20 protein-coding genes are annotated in these 20082 nt (G+C 68.2%); 7 read left to right on the top strand and 13 right to left on the bottom strand.

Going from position 1 to position 20082, the window contains the following annotated elements; genetic code table 11:
• Window positions 1-16: 16 nt before the first annotated feature.
• On the top strand, window positions 17-511 hold the full coding sequence (gene greA, locus K3U94_RS05750) for a transcription elongation factor GreA (protein WP_024441085.1): 495 nt from the start codon (window positions 17-19) through the stop codon (window positions 509-511).
• 15 nt (window positions 512-526) lie between these two features.
• On the opposite strand, the gene K3U94_RS05745 is transcribed toward greA, so the two are convergent.
• The 4 genes from K3U94_RS05745 to K3U94_RS05730 form a co-directional block, all read right to left on the bottom strand.
• Window positions 527-1687: a cystathionine gamma-synthase gene (locus K3U94_RS05745; protein ID WP_220695867.1), complete on the bottom strand. Its 1161-nt coding sequence runs from the start codon at window positions 1685-1687 to the stop codon at window positions 527-529.
• Complete coding sequence (locus tag K3U94_RS05740) at window positions 1684-2403, bottom strand: Rv1078 family RDD domain-containing protein (protein WP_220695866.1); 720 nt, start codon at window positions 2401-2403, stop codon at window positions 1684-1686. Before K3U94_RS05740 ends, K3U94_RS05745 begins: the two co-directional genes overlap by 4 nt.
• Window positions 2404-2471: 68 nt before the next feature.
• Window positions 2472-3866 (bottom strand): cystathionine beta-synthase, encoded by a 1395-nt coding sequence (locus K3U94_RS05735; RefSeq protein ID WP_220695865.1) that lies wholly within the window; start codon window positions 3864-3866, stop codon window positions 2472-2474.
• 46 nt (window positions 3867-3912) lie between these two features.
• Complete coding sequence (locus K3U94_RS05730; protein ID WP_220695864.1) at window positions 3913-4959, bottom strand: alpha/beta hydrolase; 1047 nt, start codon at window positions 4957-4959, stop codon at window positions 3913-3915.
• A 181-nt stretch (window positions 4960-5140) separates the two neighbouring features.
• Here K3U94_RS05730 and K3U94_RS05725 point away from each other — a divergent pair, with 181 nt between their 5' ends.
• Both K3U94_RS05725 and K3U94_RS05720 read left to right on the top strand, forming a co-directional pair.
• Window positions 5141-5995: an SGNH/GDSL hydrolase family protein gene (locus K3U94_RS05725; protein ID WP_220695863.1), complete on the top strand. Its 855-nt coding sequence runs from the start codon at window positions 5141-5143 to the stop codon at window positions 5993-5995.
• Between the two features lie 35 nt (window positions 5996-6030).
• Window positions 6031-7248: an acetyl-CoA C-acetyltransferase gene (locus K3U94_RS05720; protein WP_047317270.1), complete on the top strand. Its 1218-nt coding sequence runs from the start codon at window positions 6031-6033 to the stop codon at window positions 7246-7248.
• 68 nt (window positions 7249-7316) lie between these two features.
• On the opposite strand, the gene K3U94_RS05715 is transcribed toward K3U94_RS05720, so the two are convergent.
• Complete coding sequence (locus tag K3U94_RS05715) at window positions 7317-8165, bottom strand: putative endonuclease domain-containing protein (protein WP_220695862.1); 849 nt, start codon at window positions 8163-8165, stop codon at window positions 7317-7319.
• Between the two features lie 121 nt (window positions 8166-8286).
• Window positions 8287-9135 (bottom strand): Bax inhibitor-1/YccA family protein, encoded by an 849-nt coding sequence (locus K3U94_RS05710; RefSeq protein ID WP_047317272.1) that lies wholly within the window; start codon window positions 9133-9135, stop codon window positions 8287-8289.
• Between the two features lie 167 nt (window positions 9136-9302).
• On the opposite strand from K3U94_RS05710, the gene K3U94_RS05705 reads away from it, so the two are divergent.
• The 3 genes from K3U94_RS05705 to K3U94_RS05695 are packed head-to-tail and all read left to right on the top strand — an operon-like array spanning window position 9303 to window position 12880.
• Complete coding sequence (locus tag K3U94_RS05705; protein WP_230987442.1) at window positions 9303-10370, top strand: enoyl-CoA hydratase/isomerase family protein; 1068 nt, start codon at window positions 9303-9305, stop codon at window positions 10368-10370.
• 9 nt (window positions 10371-10379) lie between these two features.
• Window positions 10380-11153 (top strand): enoyl-CoA hydratase, encoded by a 774-nt coding sequence (locus tag K3U94_RS05700; RefSeq protein ID WP_220695861.1) that lies wholly within the window; start codon window positions 10380-10382, stop codon window positions 11151-11153.
• 26 nt (window positions 11154-11179) lie between these two features.
• Entirely contained in the window at window positions 11180-12880 is a 1701-nt protein-coding gene (locus K3U94_RS05695; protein WP_220695860.1) for an alpha/beta hydrolase, read from the top strand.
• Here K3U94_RS05695 and K3U94_RS05690 read toward each other — a convergent pair.
• Window positions 12812-13288: a rhodanese-like domain-containing protein gene (locus tag K3U94_RS05690; RefSeq protein WP_220695859.1), complete on the bottom strand. Its 477-nt coding sequence runs from the start codon at window positions 13286-13288 to the stop codon at window positions 12812-12814. The two genes, K3U94_RS05695 and K3U94_RS05690, sit on opposite strands and share 69 nt — an antisense overlap.
• On the bottom strand, window positions 13285-13839 hold the full coding sequence (locus tag K3U94_RS05685; RefSeq protein ID WP_220695858.1) for a cysteine dioxygenase: 555 nt from the start codon (window positions 13837-13839) through the stop codon (window positions 13285-13287). Before K3U94_RS05685 ends, K3U94_RS05690 begins: the two co-directional genes overlap by 4 nt.
• Window positions 13840-14116: 277 nt before the next feature.
• Here K3U94_RS05685 and K3U94_RS05680 point away from each other — a divergent pair, with 277 nt between their 5' ends.
• The gene (locus K3U94_RS05680; protein ID WP_220695857.1) at window positions 14117-15172 is read left to right on the top strand and encodes a patatin-like phospholipase family protein; all 1056 of its coding nucleotides are present in this window, start codon (window positions 14117-14119) and stop codon (window positions 15170-15172) included.
• Between the two features lie 4 nt (window positions 15173-15176).
• Here the strand turns inward: K3U94_RS05680 and K3U94_RS05675 are convergent, their stop codons facing one another.
• The 5 genes from K3U94_RS05675 to K3U94_RS05655 are packed head-to-tail and all read right to left on the bottom strand — an operon-like array spanning window position 15177 to window position 20067.
• On the bottom strand, window positions 15177-16013 hold the full coding sequence (locus K3U94_RS05675) for a patatin-like phospholipase family protein (RefSeq protein WP_220695856.1): 837 nt from the start codon (window positions 16011-16013) through the stop codon (window positions 15177-15179).
• Window positions 16010-16885, bottom strand: a complete 876-nt coding sequence (locus K3U94_RS05670; protein ID WP_220695855.1) for a class II glutamine amidotransferase — start codon at window positions 16883-16885, stop codon at window positions 16010-16012. Before K3U94_RS05670 ends, K3U94_RS05675 begins: the two co-directional genes overlap by 4 nt.
• Before the next feature lie 8 nt (window positions 16886-16893).
• Window positions 16894-17361 carry an SRPBCC family protein gene (locus K3U94_RS05665; protein WP_220695854.1) on the bottom strand — a complete coding sequence of 156 codons (468 nt, stop codon included), beginning with the start codon at window positions 17359-17361 and terminating at the stop codon, window positions 16894-16896.
• A 16-nt stretch (window positions 17362-17377) separates the two neighbouring features.
• Entirely contained in the window at window positions 17378-18436 is a 1059-nt protein-coding gene (locus K3U94_RS05660) for an NAD(P)H-dependent amine dehydrogenase family protein (RefSeq protein ID WP_220695853.1), read from the bottom strand.
• Window positions 18436-20067, bottom strand: a complete 1632-nt coding sequence (locus tag K3U94_RS05655) for a long-chain fatty acid--CoA ligase (RefSeq protein WP_220695852.1) — start codon at window positions 20065-20067, stop codon at window positions 18436-18438. The genes K3U94_RS05660 and K3U94_RS05655 overlap by 1 nt, the downstream gene beginning before the upstream one ends.
• Window positions 20068-20082: the final 15 nt, after the last annotated feature.

Below are 20082 nucleotides of genomic sequence, written 5' to 3'. Positions count from 1 at the left end.
CAAGGAGCACAGTGAGATGACGGACACCCAGGTGACCTGGTTGACGCAGGAGTCACACGACCGGCTCAAGGCGGAGCTCGACCAGCTGATCGCGAACCGTCCGGTGATCGCCGCGGAGATCAACGACCGCCGCGAAGAGGGCGACCTGCGCGAGAACGGCGGCTACCACGCCGCGCGTGAGGAGCAGGGCCAGCAGGAGGCCCGCATCCGGCAGCTGCAGGAGTTGCTCAACAACGCCAAGGTCGGTGAGGCTCCGACGCAGTCCGGCGTGGCACTGCCGGGTTCGGTGGTCAAGGTCTTCTACGACGGCGACAAGTCCGACACCGAGACCTTCCTGATCGCCACTCGCCAGGAGGGCGTCAACGACGACAAGCTCGAGGTGTATTCACCGAACTCGCCGCTCGGCCACGCCCTGCTCGGCGCCAAGGTGGACGAGGAGCGCAGTTACACCGTGCCCAGCGGCAAGACCGTCAAGGTGACCCTGGTCAGCGCGGAGCCCTACCACTCCTGAGCCCCATCTCGCGGCTCAGTCCAGCGCCTGTTTGAGGTCGGCGATCAAATCGTCGATGTCCTCGATGCCCACCGACAGGCGCACCAGGTCGTCGGGAACCTCGAGTTGCGAACCCGCCGTCGACGCGTGCGTCATGGCGCCCGGTAGTTCGATCAGCGACTCCACCCCGCCCAGCGACTCGGCCAGGATGAAGATCTCGGTTCCGGCGCACAGCTTCTCAGCGGCCGCCCGGCCGCCACGCATCCGGACCGACACCATGCCGCCGAACCCGCGCATCTGCGCCGCGGCGACATCGTGGCCGGGATGCTCCGGCAGCCCCGGGTAAAGCACTCGGCTCACCGCGGAATGCCCGTTGAGGAATTCGGCAACCGCGGCGGCGTTCTCGCTGTGCCGCTGCATCCGCAGCACCAACGTCTTCAGGCCGCGCATGGTCAGGTAGGCGTCGAAGGGGCCCGGCACCGCCCCCGCTCCGTTCTGCAGAAAGGCGAAAGCCGCGTCGAGCTCTTCGTCGTCGGTGATCAGCGCACCGCCCACCACATCGGAGTGGCCGCCGATGTACTTGGTGGTCGAATGCAGCACCACATCGGCGCCCAGCGTCAACGGCTGCTGCAGCGCGGGCGAGGCGAAGGTGTTGTCCACCAGCACCTTCGCGCCGGCTTCCTTGCCGATGGCGGCGATACTCGCGATGTCGGCGATCGACAGCAGCGGGTTGGTGGGGGTCTCCACCCAGATCAGCCGGGTCTTGTCGGTGAGCGCCCCGCGGACCGCATCCAGGTCGGAGAGCGCCACCGGGGTATGCGCCACCCCCCACTGAGTGAAGACCTTGTCGATCAGCCGGAAGGTGCCACCGTAGGCGTCGTCGGGAATGATCAGGTGATCACCGGGGCGCAGGATCGACCGCAACGCGCAGTCCGTGGCGGCCATCCCGGAACCGAACGCCCGGCCGAACCGGCCCCGCTCCACCGCGGCCAGCGCGGTCTCCAGTGCGGCCCGGGTCGGATTGCCGGTGCGCGCGTACTCGAATCCGCCGCGCAGACCGCCGACGCCGTCCTGGGCGAAGGTGCTGCTGGCGTAGATCGGTGCGTTGACGGCTCCGGTTGCCGGGTCCGGACGGTATCCGGCATGGATCGCCGTGGTGGACAGACCAGTACTGCGGTGCGGTTGCTTCTGGCTCAACGGATCGGCAGGCAGACGGTGGTCATGATCTTGTCGGCGATCGTCTGGCGTTTGGCGTCCCACAGCGGGAACAGGTAGCCGATGCACAAGATCGCGCCGTCGATGATGTGGGCCAACTGGCGCACGATCGACATCCCGAACCCGATGGGCTGGCCGGTGGCTTCGGAGACCACCTTGAACTTCAGCACCGACTTACCGATGCTCGACCCGGTGGTGCCCTGCCGATAGCCGAAGTTCCAGATCCCGTAGGCGAGCGCGGCCAGCCAGCCGATGAACATCAGCGCGGCGCCGGTGCTCGACGGCGTGACCGTGCAGGCGAATCCGTCGGAGCTGGTGATGCACTCCCGGTCGGCGGTGGTTCCGGCGATCATCGACGGAATGCCGTAGAGCACGAGGATCGGCAGGAAGTCGATGAAGTAGGCGCCCACGCGAGTCAGCCAGGAGGTGTAAGCCTCTTGCGGCAGCTGGCCCACCGGGCTGCCGACCGCACCCGGGTACGCGCCGTAGCCGGGAGGCGGTGGCGGGTAGTTGCCGGGAGGCGGAGGCGGATAGTTGCCGGGAGGCGGAGGCGGGTAATTGCCAGGCGGCGGCGGGGGGTAATTACCCGGAGGCGGCGGGTAGTTGCCGGGAGGCGGCGGGGGGTAGTTGCCCTGCGCCGGGAAGTCACCGGACGGGGGTGGGTAGTTGCCCTGCGGAGGCGGGGGAAAGTCGGTCATCTCCACCCTTTCGGGTCGGGTCGGTGAACGGTCCAAACGCTACCGCAGGACAGTGAACGCCAGCGTCCTTATCGACGGCGTGGCCCGTCGGACAAAAAGCCCAAGAGATCGTGGCGCGTGATGACACCCACCGGTTTGCCGTCCTCGACCACCATCACCGCGTCCACCTGGGCCAGCGCGGTCGCGGCGACGCCGACGACCTCGCCGGATCCGATCAGCGGAAGCGGCGGGCCCATGTGCTGCGACACCGCGTCGGCAAGCTTCGCGCGGCCCTCGAACACCGCGGACAGCAGCTCGCGCTCGGACACGCTGCCGGCCACTTCGCCGGCCATCACCGGCGGTTCGGCACCCACGACGGGCATCTGCGACACCCCGTACTCCCGCAGGATCCCGATGGCGTCGCGCAGCGTCTCCGAGGGGTGGGTGTGCACCAGGTCCGGCAGGATCCCGGACTTGGCGCGCAGCACGTCGCCGACGGTGGGCTGCACCGTCGAGCCGTCCAGCCGGGACCGCAGGAACCCGTAGGACGACATCCAGGCGTCGTTGAAGATCTTCGACATGTAGCCGCGTCCGCCGTCGGGCAGCAGGACGACGACGAGTGCGTCGGGCCCGGCTTTGACCGCCGCCTCCACCGCCGCCACGACGGCCATTCCGCAGGACCCGCCGACCAGTAGCGCTTCCTCACGGGCGAGGCGCCGGGTCATGTCGAACGAGTCCGCGTCGGACACCGCGATGATCTCGTTGGGAATGCTCGGGTCATAGGCGTCAGGCCAGAAGTCCTCGCCGACCCCTTCCACCAGGTACGGCCGGCCGGTACCACCGGAGTACACCGAGCCTTCCGGGTCGGCGCCGATGATCTGCACCCGGCCGCCCGACACCTCTTTGAGGTAGCGGCCGGTGCCGGTGATGGTGCCGCCGGTGCCGATCCCGGCGACGAAATGGGTGACCTGGCCGTCGGTGTCGGCCCAGATCTCCGGACCGGTGGTCTCGTAGTGACTCTCGGGGCCCGCCGGGTTGGAGTACTGATCGGGCTTCCAGGCGCCGTCGATCTCTTCGACCAGCCGGTTGGAGACGCTGTAGTAGCTGGCCGGGTCGTCCGGTGGCACCGCGGTCGGGCACACCACCACGTCGGCACCGTAGGCCCGCAACACATTCTGCTTGTCCTCGCTGACCTTGTCCGGGCAGACGAACACGCACTTGTAACCGCGGCGCTGGGCGACCAGCGCCAAGCCGACACCGGTGTTGCCGGAGGTGGGTTCGACGATCGTGCCGCCGGGCTTGAGCGCTCCGCTGGCCTCGGCCGCGTCGATCATCTTCACCGCGATGCGGTCTTTGGAGCTCGCGCCCGGATTGAGGTACTCGACCTTGGCCACCACCCGGCCGGCCCCGGGGGGAACGATCGAAGTCAGCTCGACCAGTGGGGTGTTGCCGATGAGGTCACTGATGTGGCGCGCTATCCGCATGCCTGACATCGTCTCAGGCGGCTCGGTTCAGCAGCCCATGGCCTGCCTAACCGGTGGCCTCGCGGATGTATTCGCCGATCTGCCGCAACGAACGGGTGGCCTCCGGCACGAACGGTGCCGCGATCTGGAAGACGTGGATCTGGCCGGGCCACACCCGCAGCTCCACCGGAACCCCGGCGGCCGCGAGCACCTTGGCCCCCAGCCGGGCGTCGTGCAGCAGCACCTCGGAGCCGGAGACATGGATCAGGGTGCGCGGAAGCCCGGGCTTGACGTGTTGCAGGGGTTCGAGGACCTCGCTGCCGTGAGTGCGGTCGCGCTGGGCCGCGGCCTCGATCAGTTCGACGAACGCGTCGAATGCCTTGGGCGGGAACTCCGCCCCGGCGTGGATGTTGGGATGCGCCTTCTTGGCCTCCTTGGCGATCTCCAGCAGCGGCGACATGGCGACGATCGCCGCCGGGTCCTCCCCTTCTTCAAGCAACCGCTCGGCCAGCGCCAACGACAGGTAGCCGCCGGCGGAGTCGCCGGCCAGCACGATCTGGTCCGGTTCGTAGCCCTGCCGGCGCAGCCAGCGGTAGCCGTCGTAACAGTCGTCGATCGCATCCGCGATCGAGTACTTGGGGATCATCCGGTACTCCACCACCAGCACCGGACTGTCCGCGTACTTCGACAGCTTGGTGACCAGCCGGCCGTGGGTGTTGGCCCCGCAGGTCAGGAAGGCCCCGCCGTGCATGTAGAGCACGACGCGGCGGGTGCCGTCGGCCGGCAGGACGCCGGCGGCACGCACCATCTGCGCCTTGCAGCGCGGTAGCCGGATGGTGGCGCGGATGGTGCCCGGCGCCGGCAACATCGCCTTGGCGGCGAAGTCGAGCAGCCCGAACGGCCACGGCATCCGCGGTAGATAGCTGCCGACCGAGAGAACCGGCCGAATGGTGGCCCGGGCCGCCAGCCACGCGAGCCGTCCCTCGACGCTGGCTGACTCCTCGAAGACCTCGACGGGCAGCCCGTCATGACGGCCGTAACGGTGGGGTCGCGAGGTGGGATAGAGACGGGTGCGAACACGTAACGAGCTGGGAATTGTGTCGGGTGCGGTCATGATGGACACTCCCTCCAGCCGGCCCGGGCCGGCACAGCCAACGCGGTACCAAGTATCGTCACACGCGGAAATTTGAGAAGAAATCTTATGATTCGTTCCGATACTGCATCGGGTCCGCTTCGTGACCATTTTTGTTTGCTGCGCTCAGGCGACGGGCGAGTCCTTTCCCTAAAATCGAGACATGGCGATCCGGGCAACGCGACGCTCAGCTGTCACGCTGGGCACTGCGGGCGCGTTCGCTTTCAGCGGCACCCTCTACCTGGGTGTGCGCAATCTTCTGGCGGGCCAGGCCGACCGGGCCCGCCAGACGATCCCGAAGGCTTGGGACCTTCCACCCCGTGCTGACGGTTTATACGGTGCCGACGACACTGAAGTTCAGCCCTTCCACCGCGGAGCGAACGTCGATCTGCACCTGATGGTTTTCGGCGACTCAACCGCGACCGGCTATGGCTGTCGTGCCGCGGAAGAGGTTCCCGGGGCGCTGATCGCCAAGGCCCTGGCGCAGCGCACCGGATTGCGGGTTCGCTTGAGCACCAAGGCAATTGTCGGTGCCACCTCCAAGGGCCTGGCCGGTCAGGTGGACGCGATGTTCGTCGCGGGTCCGCCGCCGGATGTGGCGGTGATCATGATCGGCGCCAACGACGTCACCGCACTGAACAGCATCGCCGGCTCGGTGCAGCGACTGCGTGCCGCGGTGAAGCGACTACGCGCCAGCGGCGCGGTGGTGATCGTGGGCACCTGCCCGAAGTTCGGCGCGATCAGCGCGATACCGCGGCCGCTGCGCTGGGTCGCGCACGTCCGGGCCTGCCAGCTCGCCCGGGCACAGACCCTGGCGGTCAAGGCTGTCGGCGGTATCGCCGTGCCCTTCGCCGACTTCCGGGCGCGGGAGTTCCATGACAGCCCGCACCTGCTGTTCGCCGCGGACCAGTACCACCCGTCGGCGGCCGGTTACGCCCTGGCGGCGGGCCAAATGATCCCGGCGCTCTGCGCAGCGCTGGACCGGCCCGATTCCCGCGTGGTGGCCTCTTCGGGCTAGATTCGGCTCTATTACCCGATCTCTAGGAGCCAGAAGTGCCTGAAGCTGTCATCGTCTCAACTGCGCGTTCGCCGATCGGCCGGGCCGGTAAGGGATCCCTGGTCACCATGCGGCCCGACGACCTCGCCGCCCAGATGGTGCGCGCCGCCCTGGACAAGGTGCCTGCGCTGGACCCGCGCGAGATCGACGACCTGATGATGGGCTGCGGCCAGCCGGGCGGCGCCTCTGGCTACAACATCGGGCGGGTGGTCTCGGTGCTGCTCGGCTACGACTTCCTGCCCGGCACCACGGTGAACCGGTACTGCTCGTCGTCGCTGCAGACCACCCGGATGGCGTTCCACGCGATCAAGGCCGGCGAGGGTGACGCGTTTATCTCAGCCGGTGTCGAGACCGTCTCGCAGTTCGCGATCGGTGCCGCCGACGGTGCCCCGAACAGCAAGAACCCGCTGTTCAACGACGCTGTCGCCCGCTCCGAGGCTGCTGCGGCCGGTGCCACCGAGTGGCACGACCCGCGCGGCGACGGCCTGCTGCCCGACGTCTACATCGCGATGGGCCAGACCGCCGAGAACGTGGTGCTGCACACCGGGATCAGCCGCGAAGACCAGGACCACTGGGGCGTGCGCAGCCAGAACCGCGCCGAGGAGGCCATCAAGAGTGGCTTCTTCGCCCGCGAGATCTCGCCGGTCACGCTCCCGGACGGCACCGTGGTGAGCACCGACGACGGCCCGCGCGCCGGCACCACCTACGAGAAGATCAGCCAGCTCAAGCCGGTGTTCCGGCCCAACGGCACGATTACCGCCGGCAACGCCTGCCCGCTGAACGACGGCGCGGCCGCGGTGATCATCACCAGCGACACCAAGGCCAAGGAGCTGGGCCTGCAGCCGCTGGCCCGGATCGTGTCCACCGGGGTGTCGGGCCTGTCGCCGGAGATCATGGGCTTGGGCCCGATCGAGGCCGTCAAGAAGGCGCTGGCGAACGCGAAGATGTCGGTCTCCGACATCGACCTGTTCGAGATCAACGAGGCCTTCGCGGTGCAGGTGCTCGGCTCGGCCCGCGAGCTGGGCATCGACGAGGACAAGCTGAACGTGTCCGGCGGGGCGATCGCCCTGGGCCACCCGTTCGGTATGACCGGCGCCCGGATCACCGCCACCCTGCTGAACAACCTGGCGACCCACGACAAGACCTTCGGCGTGGAGACCATGTGTGTGGGTGGCGGCCAGGGCATGGCCATGGTGGTCGAGCGCCTCTCCTGATCTCCCTTTGTCGTTGACTCTGCGCCTACCAGGCAAAAGCGCGAGTACCCCGCCTGGTCAGCGCAGAGTCAACGGCGTTTTAGGGCGTCCCATGACTGGCGGACGCGTCGAACGACGTCGTAGCCCCGGTGTTCGGCAAGCACCTTGATGTGCGTCCAGCCGACGCTCTGGATGTACTCCAGCCTCTCCACATCTTTGACGTACTGCAGCCGATCGGTGCGATGTTGATCGCCGTCGTACTCGACCGTGAGCATGATGTCCTCCCACCCCATGTCGAGGAAGTACTTGGGGTAGCCGTCCTCGCCGAGTACGGGGATCTGGGTCCGCGGTCTTGGGAAGCCGGCGTCACCGAGCAGCAGCCGCAACCAGGTCTCCTTCGGTGACTGTGCGCCGGCGTCGACGAGGTACAGCGCGGCTTCGAGTTGGCGCAGCCCGCGGGTATGACGATGCCGCGCCGCCAGCTGCGCCACATCGTCGATCTTGAAATGCGTGGCATTGGCCAGCGCATCCAGTCTGGCGACCGCCTGACGCAACGGGCCGCGTCGGCCCAGGTCGAAGGCGGTGCGCTCCGGCGTGGTGGCGACGACGCCGCCAAGACGCTGGGATTCGCCGTCCAGGATCAGGTCCGCACGGGTCTTGACGCCGTGCGGGGCTCGCGCGTTGCGCCAGATCAGTTCGACGATCACGTCGTCGTCGACCCAGTTCGCCCCATGCAGGGCCGAGGCGGCAAGACCGCTGACGACTGCTTGGCGATGCGCCCACAGCCAGGCGCCCTCAATGCGGTGCCGCAACGTCGGCTTGACGCGTCTGTCCAGGTAGACGTTCGGCATGATCGCCGTGTGGTATTTGTCCAGCTCGTGCCAGGTGACCGCACCGGCCGCCAATGCCTCGCTACCGAGGAATGGTTCACCTTCCATGCCGGCATGCTGCCAGCGGTCTCCGACAGCACCCCAGATAGCAGTTGACTCTGCGCGTACCAGGCGAAAGTGCGAGTAGCCTGCCTGGTCAGCGCAGAGTCAACGGGGAAAAGCTAGCGGGTCACTCGCTCTGGAAGTAGCTGAGCAGACGCAGGATCTCCAGGTACAGCCAGACCAGGGTCACGGTCAGGCCCAGTGCGATACCCCAGGCGGCCTTCTCCGGCGCGCCGGCGCGGATCAGCTGGTCGGCAGCGTCGAAGTCGATCAGGAAGCTGAACGCGGCGATACCGATGCACACCAGCGAGAAGATGATCGACAGCGTCCCACCGCTGCGCAGGCCCAGGCCTTCGCCACCGCCGACGCCGAACAGCGACAGCACCAGGTTGCCGATCATCAGGGCCAGCACACCGAACATGCCGGCGACGAGCATCCGGGTGAACTTCGGGGTGACCCGGATGGCGCCGGTCTTGTAGACGACGAGCATGCCGCCGAACACACCGAGGGTGCCCATCACGGCCTGGCCGATCATCGAGCCGGCGTTGCTGGTGCCGACCGTGACCGCGGTCAGCACGAAGGAGATGGCGCCGAGGAACATGCCCTCCAGCACCGCGTAGCTGAGCACCAGGGCCTTGCTGTCCTGCTTGCGGGTGAACGTGGCCACCAGAACCAGGGCCAGTCCGCCGAATGCGCCGACGAAGGTCAGCGGCCCGGCCAGCGCCTGATTGCCCGCGACCAGGAAGAAAGAAACGATCGCTGCGACGCTGAGCACCCCCAGCGTGATGCCGGTCTTGGTGACGACGTCATCGATGGTCAGCGGGCGAGTGACCTCCCGCTGGTACTGCTGTAGCGACGGGTCGGCCTGGTAGGTCTGTCCCACCTGCTGCGTCGCACCGGCGACGCCGGTTCCGAACTGCGCGTAGCCGCCCTGTTTGGGCAACGAACGAAATACCGGGTTGCTGGTCTCCCGCACCGTCCCGATCCTTTCTTAATGCTGTCTGGTGCTCGGACACGAAGTTGTGCGAACACTTGCTCAACGGTCCACGACCCGTCGAAGTTCCCAACGGACTAGCGGCCGCTCTGCTGCCAAACCTTACCCGCGGAACGTTGACGGCGGGTAAGGATCTACATTGCGAAGGCGTGACAGGCGAATCTGACGGTGCCCGGAATCCCGACGTCCTGAATCCCGACGTCCTGGCCCACGTTGACAACGGTGTCGGTCTGCTGACACTCAACCGCCCGAGGGCGATCAACTCGCTGAACCTTCCGATGGTGACCGCGATGACCGCGGCACTTTCTGCCTGGGCCGACGACCCGGCGGTGACGGCGGTGGTGCTCGCCGGGGCCGGCGAGCGCGGCCTGTGCGCCGGCGGCGACGTGGTCGCGATCTATCACAGCGCCAAAGCCGACGGCGCCGAAGCACGCCGGTTCTGGTACGACGAGTACCTGCTGAATGCGCAGATCGGCGGATTCGGCAAGCCGTACGTGTCGTTGATGGACGGCATCGTGATGGGCGGCGGCGTCGGAGTCGGGGCGCACGCCAACACCCGGGTGGTCACCGACACCACCAAGATGGCCATGCCCGAGGTCGGTATCGGTTTCATCCCCGATGTCGGCGGCACCTACCTGCTCTCCCGCGCCCCCGGCCGGCTCGGCCTGCACGCGGCACTGACCGGCGCACCGTTTTCCGGTCCGGATGCCATTGCGCTGGGTTTCGCCGACCACTTCGTCCCGCACACGGCGTTGGAGGCCTTCACCGCGGCGATCATCGCCGACGGCGTGGACCGCGCCCTGGCGGCACACGCGATCGAGCCGCCGCCGAGTCAGCTTGCCGCACATCGTGACTGGATCGACGAGTGCTACGCACACGGCACCGTCGCGCAGATTGTGGACGCGCTGGCCGGCCACGACAGCCCCGACGCCAACGCCGCCGCCGAACTGATCGGCACCCGCTCCCCGATCGCGTGCGCGGTGACGTTGGAGGCGGTACGTCGGGCCGGCCAGCTCGCCACCCTGCAAGACGTGCTGGTCCAGGAATTCCGGGTGTCGTGCGCGTCGCTGCGCTCGCATGACCTGGTGGAGGGCATCCGCGCCCAGTTGGTCGACAAGGACCGCAACCCGCAGTGGTCGCCGGCGACACTGGCCGAGGTGACCGCCGCCGACATCGAGTCGTACTTCGTTCCCGCCGAACCCGACCTGACCTTCTAAGGAGACACCATGAGTTACGAAACCATCCTCGTCACCCGCGACGGCCGCGTCGGCACCATCACCCTGAACCGGCCGCAGGCACTCAACGCCCTCAACAGCCAGGTGATGAACGAAGTCACTGCCGCCGCAGCTGAATTCGACGCCGACCCCGGCATCGGAGCGATCATCATCACCGGCAACGCCAAAGCGTTCGCCGCCGGAGCCGACATCAAAGAGATGGCCGAGAAGAGTTTCGCCGACGTGTTCGCCGCCGACTTCTTCGCCGCCTGGTCCAAACTGGCCGCGGTGCGCACCCCGACCATCGCCGCGGTGGCCGGGCACGCCCTGGGTGGCGGCTGCGAACTGGCGATGATGTGCGACCTGCTGATCGCCGCCGACACCGCCAAGTTCGGCCAGCCCGAGATCAAGCTGGGCGTGTTGCCCGGCATGGGCGGCTCCCAGCGCCTGACCCGGGCCATCGGCAAGGCCAAGGCGATGGACCTGATCCTGACCGGCCGCACCATCGACGCCGCCGAAGCCGAGCGCTCCGGCCTGGTGTCGCGCGTGGTGCCGGCCGACGACCTGCTCGCTGAGGCCGGCAAGGTCGCCGCCACCATCGCCGGGATGAGCCTGTCGGCCGCCCGGATGGCCAAGGAAGCGGTCAACCGGGCCTTCGAATCCACCCTGGCCGAAGGGCTGCTCTACGAGCGCCGGCTGTTCCACTCGGCGTTCGCCACCGAAGACCAGACCGAAGGCATGGCGGCGTTCACCGAGAAGCGCGCACCGAATTTCACCCACCGCTGAGTAGACCCGCCGCTGAGTAGATCCCGATGAGCGCGACAGCCACCGACACCGCCACCGCGGAAGCGACCGTGGAACCGACCGCGCGCCCACCGTGGTGGGTCCGGCACTACACGTTCACCGGCACCGCGGTGGGCCTGGTGTTCCTGTGGCTGTCGCTGACGCCGTCGCTGCTGCCGCGCGGACCGCTGTTCCAGGGTTTGGTCAGCGGCGGCTCGGGCGCCATCGGCTATGCCCTGGGGGTGTTCAGCGTCTGGCTGGTGCGCTACATGCGCTCCAAGGACACCAGCCCGCCGGCCCCGCCGTGGGCCTGGCGAGTGCTCATTCCCGCCGCGGTGATCATCCATCTCTGGGTGGTGTGGACGATCCACGGCTGGCAGGACCAGATGCGCGACTTGATGGGTGTGCCGCGGCTGACTTGGTACAACTACCCCCAAGCCGGTGCGATAGCAGTGGTCACGCTGTTCGTCCTGGTCGAGGTCGGCCAACTGATCAGGATGCTGATCAACTTTCTGATGCGCCAGCTCGAAAGGGTTGCCCCGCCGCGGGTTTCGGCGGTGGTCGCGGTGGCGTTGCTGGTGGCCCTGTTTGTGGCGGTGCTCAACGGCGTGGTGCTCAAGACCGCGATGCACCTCATGAACAGCACCTTCGCCGCGGTCAACGAGGAGACCAGCCCCGACCGGGCCGCCCCGTCGACCCGGCTGCGCTCCGGCGGGCCGGAGTCGCTGGCCTCCTGGGCGTCGCTGGGCCATCAGGGGCGCATCTTCATCGCGGGTGGACCGACCGTCGAGCAACTCAGCGCATTCAACGGCACACCGGCCGCCGAGCCAATCCGCGCCTACGCCGGCCTGAATTCCGCCGACGGGATCAAGGCGACCGCTGAGCTGGCCGCCGCCGAATTAGCCCGTACCGGCGGACTGAGCCGCGCGGTGGTGGCGGTGGCCACCACGACCGGCACCGGCTGGATCAACGAGGCGGAGGCCTCGGCCCTGGAGTACATGTTCAACGGCGACACCGCGATCGTGAGCATGCAGTATTCGTTCCTGCCCAGCTGGTTGTCGTTCCTGGTCGACAAGGAGAACGCTCGCCAGGCCGGCCAGGCCCTGTTCGAAGCCGTCGACAAACAGGTGCGGGCCCTGCCAGAGTCCAAGCGCCCCAAACTGGTGGTGTTCGGCGAAAGTCTCGGCTCGTTCGGTGGCGAAGCCTCCTTCATGAGCCTTAACAACGTGCTGGCGCGTACCGACGGTGCGTTGTTCTCCGGCCCGACGTTTCAGAACACCATCTGGACCGACCTGACCATCAACCGCGATCCCGGTTCCCCGCAATGGCTGCCGATCTACCACGACGGCCACGCGGTGCGGTTCGTCGCTCGCTCGGCTGACCTGGCGCGTCCCGAAGGCCCTTGGGGTGCACCGGATACACCGCGAGTGGTGTATCTACAGCACGCCTCCGACCCGATCGCCTGGTGGCATCCGTCATTGCTGTACCACAAGCCGGACTGGTTGAGAGAGCCACGCGGCTACGACGTGCTGCCGCAGGTGCGCTGGACCCCGATTGTGACGTTCCTGCAGGTCTCCGCCGACATGGCGGTGGCGGTCGACGTGCCCGACGGCCACGGCCACAGCTACGTCGCCGATGCCGCCGATGCGTGGGCGGCGATCCTACATCCAGCGGCGTGGACCCCGGAGAAAACTGAACGACTCCGCCCCCTGCTGCACTCCAACGCTTAGTGCGGCAAGCGGGGCCGGCTCCACCAGCTCCCCGACGGCGGCCAGGGCCTGATAGCCGCCGATGACGTCGGTGGCGCGGTGCAGCCCCAAGTCCTGCAACGCGGCCGCGGCCAGGCTCGAGGTATAGCCCTGCGAGCACAGAATGATCCACTGCACGTCGTCGTCGACCGCCTGCGGCAGCCGGGCATCGCTGGTCGGGTCGCAGCGCCACTCCAGCACGTTGCGTTCGATCACCAGCGCGCCGGGCACCTCGCCCTCCGCCGCGCGTTGGGCCGCGGGCCGGATGTCGACCAGGTATGCGCCGTTGCGCAGTGCCTCGGGGACCTCATCAGCGGTCAGCCGGTGCAGCTTGGCCCGAGCCGATTCGAGCATATGGTCGATGCGGCTGGTGACGTGGGTTGTGGTCATGACGCCTCCGGATGTTGGGTGAGTTCGGTGCGCTGCCTACGCAAAGTATGGTCCTGCGCGACGTCGTAGTAGGACATTTCCGCCAGTGGCGGCGAGTAGGCATGCACGCTCAGCGTGGGGATCGGCAGCTGGACGGGCTCAGACCCAGTGGTCGGGGGCGCCCAGACGACGTCATGCACCCAGCCCCGGGTGAACGCGGCCTGGTCTCCGGCGTCGAGCCGTCGTTGCGCCAACTGACGACCATCCCAATGGAATTCATCCAGCGAGCCGGACAGCACCGTCAGCGCGCCGAGCGAGTCGCCGTGATCGTGCAGTTCGGTGGCGTGCCCGGGCACCCAGCTGATCAGCCAGATGTCGAGCCGCTCGTCGCCGTGGATTCGGACGAACCAGCGCTGGTCCTCGGGAAGCCCCGATGCGGGTAGCAAGTGGTTGTAGCGGCCTTGCAGCACCGCGTCGGCGGCCAGGTCGGTGGTCTGCAAGAGGTCGGGCAGGCGCAGCGAGCGTGGCCGGGCGGCCGGGCGCCGCAGCGCGATGGGATCAGCGATAACCATGGTGAAAACTCCAGAGCGGATGGGGTGGATTCAGGAAAGGGGTCGGCGGCAGCGTTCAGCTGCGGCAACAACAACCGTGGAATCCGACGTGCTCCATCACAGCGTCCATGCTAGGCGGGTGCGACGCCCGACGCGCCGGCCGGTCACTCGCTGGGGCGGGAATTCCGGCGTCCCGGCGCGGCAATACCCACTGTGACCTGCTCGTTCCCGACGGTACTACGGTTGTAATCGCAATGACGGAAAGAACCGGCGCGGCATTGCCCGCAAAATGGTGGACATGACCTCTGCTGCGGAACCCCGCGCGGCCCGGGCACCCCGGGTGGCCCTGGTGCTGGGCAGTGGCGGCGCGCGCGGCTACGCCCACATCGGGGTGATCGCCGAGCTTCGCGACCGCGGTTACGACATCGTCGGGATCTCCGGATCGTCGATGGGTGCTCTGGTGGGCGGGCTGCAGGCTGCCGGTCGGCTCGACGACTTCGCCGAGTGGGCCAAGTCGCTGACCCAGGGCGCGGTACTGCGCCTGCTGGATCCGTCGTTCACCGCGGCGGGCGTGCTGCGGGCGGAGAAGATTCTCGATGTCGTCCGCGACATCTTGGGCGATATCGACATCGAAGAGCTGCCAATTCCCTATACCGCGGTGGCGACCGATCTGATCGCGGGCCGGTCGGTGTGGTTGCAGCGCGGCCCGGTCGATACCGCCATCCGCGCCTCGATCGCCATCCCCGGGGTGATCGCACCGCATGTGGTCGACGGACGCCTGCTCGCCGACGGCGGCATCCTCGACCCGCTGCCGATGGCCCCGTTGAGCGCCGTCAACGCCGACCTGACGCTGGCGGTGAGCCTCAACGGCGGTGACCCGACCGCCGCCGGCCCGGCGGCTGAAGACTCCGAGCGGGGCGCGCCGGCCGGTCGATTGAATCGCATGTGGCGCAGTACGTCTGCGCTGCTGGACACCAGCGGGGCGCGATCCCTGCTGGACCGGCCGACGGCCCGAGCGATCCTGGACCGGTTCAGCAGTGGGGAGTCCGAACCCGGCGGTTCAGCGAGTCTCGACGCAGGAGAGGCGAAGCTGGGACCGCCGCATGGGCCCGGCGAGGACGAGGACTTCGCGCCCGAGGTGCCCAAACTCGGCAGTTTCGAGGTGATGAACCGGACCATCGACATTGCCCAGGCGGCGCTGGCCCGCCATCAGCTGGCGTCGCACCCGCCCGATCTGCTCATCGAAGTACCTCGCGTCGCGTGCCGCAGCCTGGACTTCCACCGCGCCGCCGAGTTGGTCGACGTCGGCCGGGAACTCGCCGCCCGCGCCCTCGACGCCGCGAAATCGCTTTAGCGCCCTAGCCTTTGGCCAAGAACTCGGCGATGGCGCCGGCCTGCCGTCGGCCCTGTTCGCGTCCGGCCTGCGCCGCCGGCAACCGGCACGCCGGGTCGAGCGGATTGCCGCCGAAGGCACGTAGCGCGTCATCGTCGGCCAGCACCGCGCACACTCGACCGTCGAACGCCGCGATCTCCCCGTCGACGCCGCCACCGGTGGGCACCAGCAGCACGGCCTCGTCGCAATCGGCGGCGACATCGAGGTTGATCGTGCTGCGCACGCCGCCATCCATGTAGCGGCGGGTGCCGATCACCACCGGGGGCCACGCGCCGGGTACCGCGCAACTGGCCGCCACGGCGTCGATGAGTTCCACCCCGGAGTCGCGGTCGAAGACCGTCAGCTCCCCGGTGTCGATGTCGATCGCGGTGATCCGCAGCGTGCGATCCGGCCAGTCGTGTGAGGGCAGACGGTCGGCGATGATGCCCCGCCGCACCGGTGCGGCAACCGTCTGCGCCGCCAGGGCAACCGCGCCGATACCTTGCAGCTTCTGCGCGGTGGTGGTGTTGGGCTCGGTGATCGCCGCCATGAACAGGTCGGTCAACGCATCGGCACCGACACCGGGATCGATCTCCGACGAGGTCTCGGCCACCTGCCGGGCGAACAACTCCGCCAGCCCCAGCCCGCTGCCGATCTGGGCGGCCACCGCCGACCCGGCCGATGTCCCCACCAGCACCGCGGATTCGAGCAGTTCCCGCGCGGTGTCGGGCGACTCGTCGGCGATGCCGCACAGCACACCGGTCTCCCAGGCGATGCCGGCTACTCCGCCACCGCCGAGCACCAGGGCGCGTTTGACTGTCATGTCATTCCTTTCCAGGGGTGTTGAGCCTCCTGGGCAGCGGCGGTCAGATCGTCCCGGCGCAGTTGCCGGGCAGGAGAATCGGGGAAAGCCAACTCGCCGGTGATGGTCAGATCGGCCTCGACGTGAACCAGTTCCCCGGGGTCGATCAACCGCCAGCGCGAATCGGCGTCCATCGGTTCGGTGGCGAACACCACCGCCGGACGGCCCCGCAACTGCTCGGAGTGCGCCCGGATCCGCGGGGTCTGCAGGTCCAGTCCGGCCGGCGCGGCTCCGTCGCGGCGGTCCAGCAGGTACAGCTCGTGGGTGTCGGGGTAGCGCAGCGCCCACATGTCGGTGGCGGTGCTCAGCAGGATATTGAGCGCGTAGATCGGCACGTTGGACGCCAGCCAGCCGACCGCGTCGCGCAGCCCGGCACCGACGTCGCCGTCATGCGCACGGACGCAACCGGTGATCAGCGCAAAGACCCGCTCGGAATCGGTCTGTCCCGCAACCAGGTCCGCGGTTCCGAGTTCGCGAAGCCGTTCCTCGACGGCGTCGAGGCCATGCAGCACGCCGTTGTGCGCGAAGATGCGGCCGTCCTGCAGGAACGGGTGGGTGTTGGCGACGTCCCGCACACCGGTGGTTGCGTAGCGCACATGCGCGACGAAGGTGGTGCCGGTCAGTTCGTGTGCCTCAGTGGAGAATTCGGCGTCCTGCCACGCCGCGATCGGTTCTTTGTGCAGCTGCGGCAGTCCGTTGGTGTCGAAGACGCCGATGCCGGTGCCGTCCGGGTTGCGCCGGCTCTGCTCGGCGAGGTTGTCCGGAGCGTCGAGCAGCCAGAACGTGGCGGTGACGACGTCGGTCCCGGCGTGCAGCCCGAAAAGTCGGCACATCGGCGAGGTCAGCCCGCCAACAGGGCGGACAGTCGCGCCAACGCCTGGCGGGCGTAGCCCTTCCACAGCCGGCCCAGCACCGGCAGCAGCGGCGCGGCCAGCTTTGACCGCGGGTGGATGACCCAGCTCCAGGTGATCGTGGTGCCGGAACCGACGGGTGCGAACTGCCAACGACCCTCGACGTGGGCCACCAGTACGGCCAGCGGGCCGGTGATGTCGGTGAGCCGGTATTCGAACGACCGCGGCGGATCGACCTCGGTCAACTCCTCCCGCATGCTGCCGCCGCCGGTCAGCACGACGGTGCGGGTCTGCCCGGCGCTCGCCCAGTCACCGGTCTGGTCCCGGATCTCTTTGATCGGCGGAATCGGCCCGTACCAGCGGCGGAAAAGCTCCGGCAGGGGTAGCGGCAGCGTTCCGGCGAACGCGTCCGCGACGGTGGCGGACACCGTCCGGGACTGTTCGACAACCAGGGCCATGAGCCGAGGGTAGCGCTCAGCGCGCCAGGTGCGGAGCGGCCCGACCGGTGATCAGCGGCAGGTCGAAGAACCCGGCGAACCCGGCCGGGGCCGCACAGGTCGCCGGGATGGCGTTGACGCAGTGCGCCGCGGTCGCCACGACACCGGGATTGCTGATCAGCCCGGCTTCGACGGTTTCGGGCTGCCAGCCCTTGACGGTGACGAACGTGTCGGGATTGCCCCGCACCTCCATCTCGTAACGCTCCCCTGCCGGACCGAAAGTCCATGGGGGGTCAAGGTTTTCTTCACCCATCATCCAGTTGACCGTGACCCGTGCCACCACCTCGTCGCCGACGGTCGCCTCCCAGTGGAACCGGCGACCGGCCACCTGACCGGGTTCGATGGAACCGATCGGAGAGTCGATGGGCGCGGTGGCCACCGCCACCTCCTGCGATGAGCGGATGTGCTCGTCGGCGGCGAAGCCCAGCCGGTCCACGCACAGTCGAACCGATTGACGGAACCCGCCGTCGAGCAGCTTCTGCATCGGGCCGCTCAGGGCCTGATCCGGGGTGCCGCCGAATCCCATCACGTGGCGCAGCACATCCGGCGCGTCGTAGGTGCGCAGGTCCGAATACTCTTCGCCGCGAATGAATGTCACGCCGGTGGACATCACCGACAGCAGCAGCGGGAACAGCTCGAAGGCCGCGCCCGGGCCGATACCGGCACCGTGCAGGGTCACGCCACCTTCGCGCGCCGCGGCCTCCAACGGTCCCACCTCCTTCTCGGACGGGTAGAACCAGCCGACCGGGGTGAGAACGTTCTTGCCGGAACGCAGCAGCGCCGCAACCTCGTCGGGGTTGGGCAGCAGCGGCGCGTAGATCACCGCGTCGGCATCCAGCGCCAGGATCTCGTCCACGCTGTCGGTGGCCGTCACACCCACCGGTTCAGTGCCGATGATCTCCCCGACGTCCTTGCCGCTCTTGGGCTTCGAGTGCACCCAACAACCGACCAGCTCCAAATCGGGATGCTCAAGCACGCCCTTGATCGCGGCGACGCCGACTCCTCCGGTTGCCCATTGGATGACACGCAGGCTCATCAGTCACGCACCTCGCTCACTTGGTATTGATCCTCGGAATACCGGGCCCGGATGGTCTTCTTGTCGTATTTGCCAACACTGGTGCGCGGGATCGCCTCGATGAAGGTCCAGCGCTCCGGCAGCCACCAGCGGGCGACCTTGTCGGACAAGAACGCTCGCAGTTCGGAGCCTGTGACCGCGGCACCAGGCCGGGCCACCACGACGGCCAGCGGCCGTTCCTGCCAACGCTCGTCGGGCACCCCGACCACCGCGGCTTCGACGACGTCGGGGTGGGCGATCAGCTCATTCTCGAGTTCCACCGAGGAGATCCACTCCCCGCCGGACTTGATCACGTCTTTCGCCCGATCGGTCAGCGTGATGAAGCCCTGCTCGTCGATGCGGCCCACGTCGCCGGTGCGCAGCCAGCCCGAGGCGAACTTGGACTCGTCCTGGCCGCGGAAATAGGCGCCGGTGATCCATGCGCCCCGCACTTCCAGCTCGCCGACCGCCTCGCCGTCGTTGGGCAGCACCCGGTCCTCGTCGTCGACGATGCGGGTCTCAACACCGCATACCGGCCGCCCCTGGGTGCCGCGTAGCGCCCAGTGCTGCTCGGGTGGGGTGCCCGGCGGCGGCCAGGCCATGGTGGCCATCGGCGAGGTCTCGGTCATGCCCCACAACTGCCGCACCTGCACGCCGTGGCGCTGCTCGAACGCCTGCATCAGCGACACCGGAACCGCCGAGCCGCCGCAGGCCACCATCCGCAACGACGAAATGTCATGGCCGGGTTCGCGCTCCAGATAGTGCAGGACGTCGTTCCAGATCGTCGGCACCGCGCCGGCCACCGTGGGCCGCTGGGTCTCGATCAGGGCGACCAACGACCGGGCGTCCAGATGCCGGTCGGGCAACGCCAGGTCCGCGCCGGCCATCAGCGCCGAATACGGCAGTCCCCAGGCGTTGGCGTGGAACATCGGCACGATCGGCAGCACGCAGTCGATCGCGCCGATCGCGGTGCCGTTGGTGGTGCATCCGGCCATGGCGTGCAGGTAGCTGGACCGGTGGCTGTACACCACGCCCTTGGGGTTGCCGGTGGTGCCGCTGGTGTAGCACATGGCGGCCGCCGAATTCTCGTCGATGACCGGCCAGTCGAACTCGCACGCCTCGGCGGCCAGCAGGTCGGCGTAGCCCAGCACGGTCTTGCCGGAGGCCTCCAACGTGGCGGTATCGCCGTCGCCCACGACGATCACGGTGTGCACGGTCTCCAGTTGCGCCAGTACCGGCGCCAGCAGCGGCACCAATGACGCGTCGACCAGGACCACCCGGTCCTCGGCCTCGTTGGCGACGAAGACGATCTGCTCGGCGAACAGCCGGATGTTGAGCGTGTGCAGCACCGCGCCCATCGCCGGCACCGCCAGGTAGGCGGCCAGGTGTTCGGTGTTGTTCCACATGAAGGTGGCCACCCGCTCGTCGCCGGTGATGCCCAGGCGCCGCAGGGCATTCGCCAGCCGGGCCGCCTGCTTACCCAGCTCCCGGTAGGTGGTGCTCCGATACCCGTCGTCGGCCACGGTGGTGACAGTGCGAGAACCGTGGACAGTCGTCACGTGGTTCAGGATGGCGCCGACCGTCAGCGGCCAGTGCTGCATGGTGCTCTGCATCGGCCTATTCGATCA

Source organism: Mycolicibacter heraklionensis, from assembly GCF_019645815.1.
Classification (GTDB): Bacteria; Actinomycetota; Actinomycetes; order Mycobacteriales; family Mycobacteriaceae; genus Mycobacterium; species Mycobacterium heraklionense.
The sequence above is the reverse complement of the archived record's forward strand: the minus strand, read 5'-3'. Positions and strand labels throughout refer to the sequence as shown.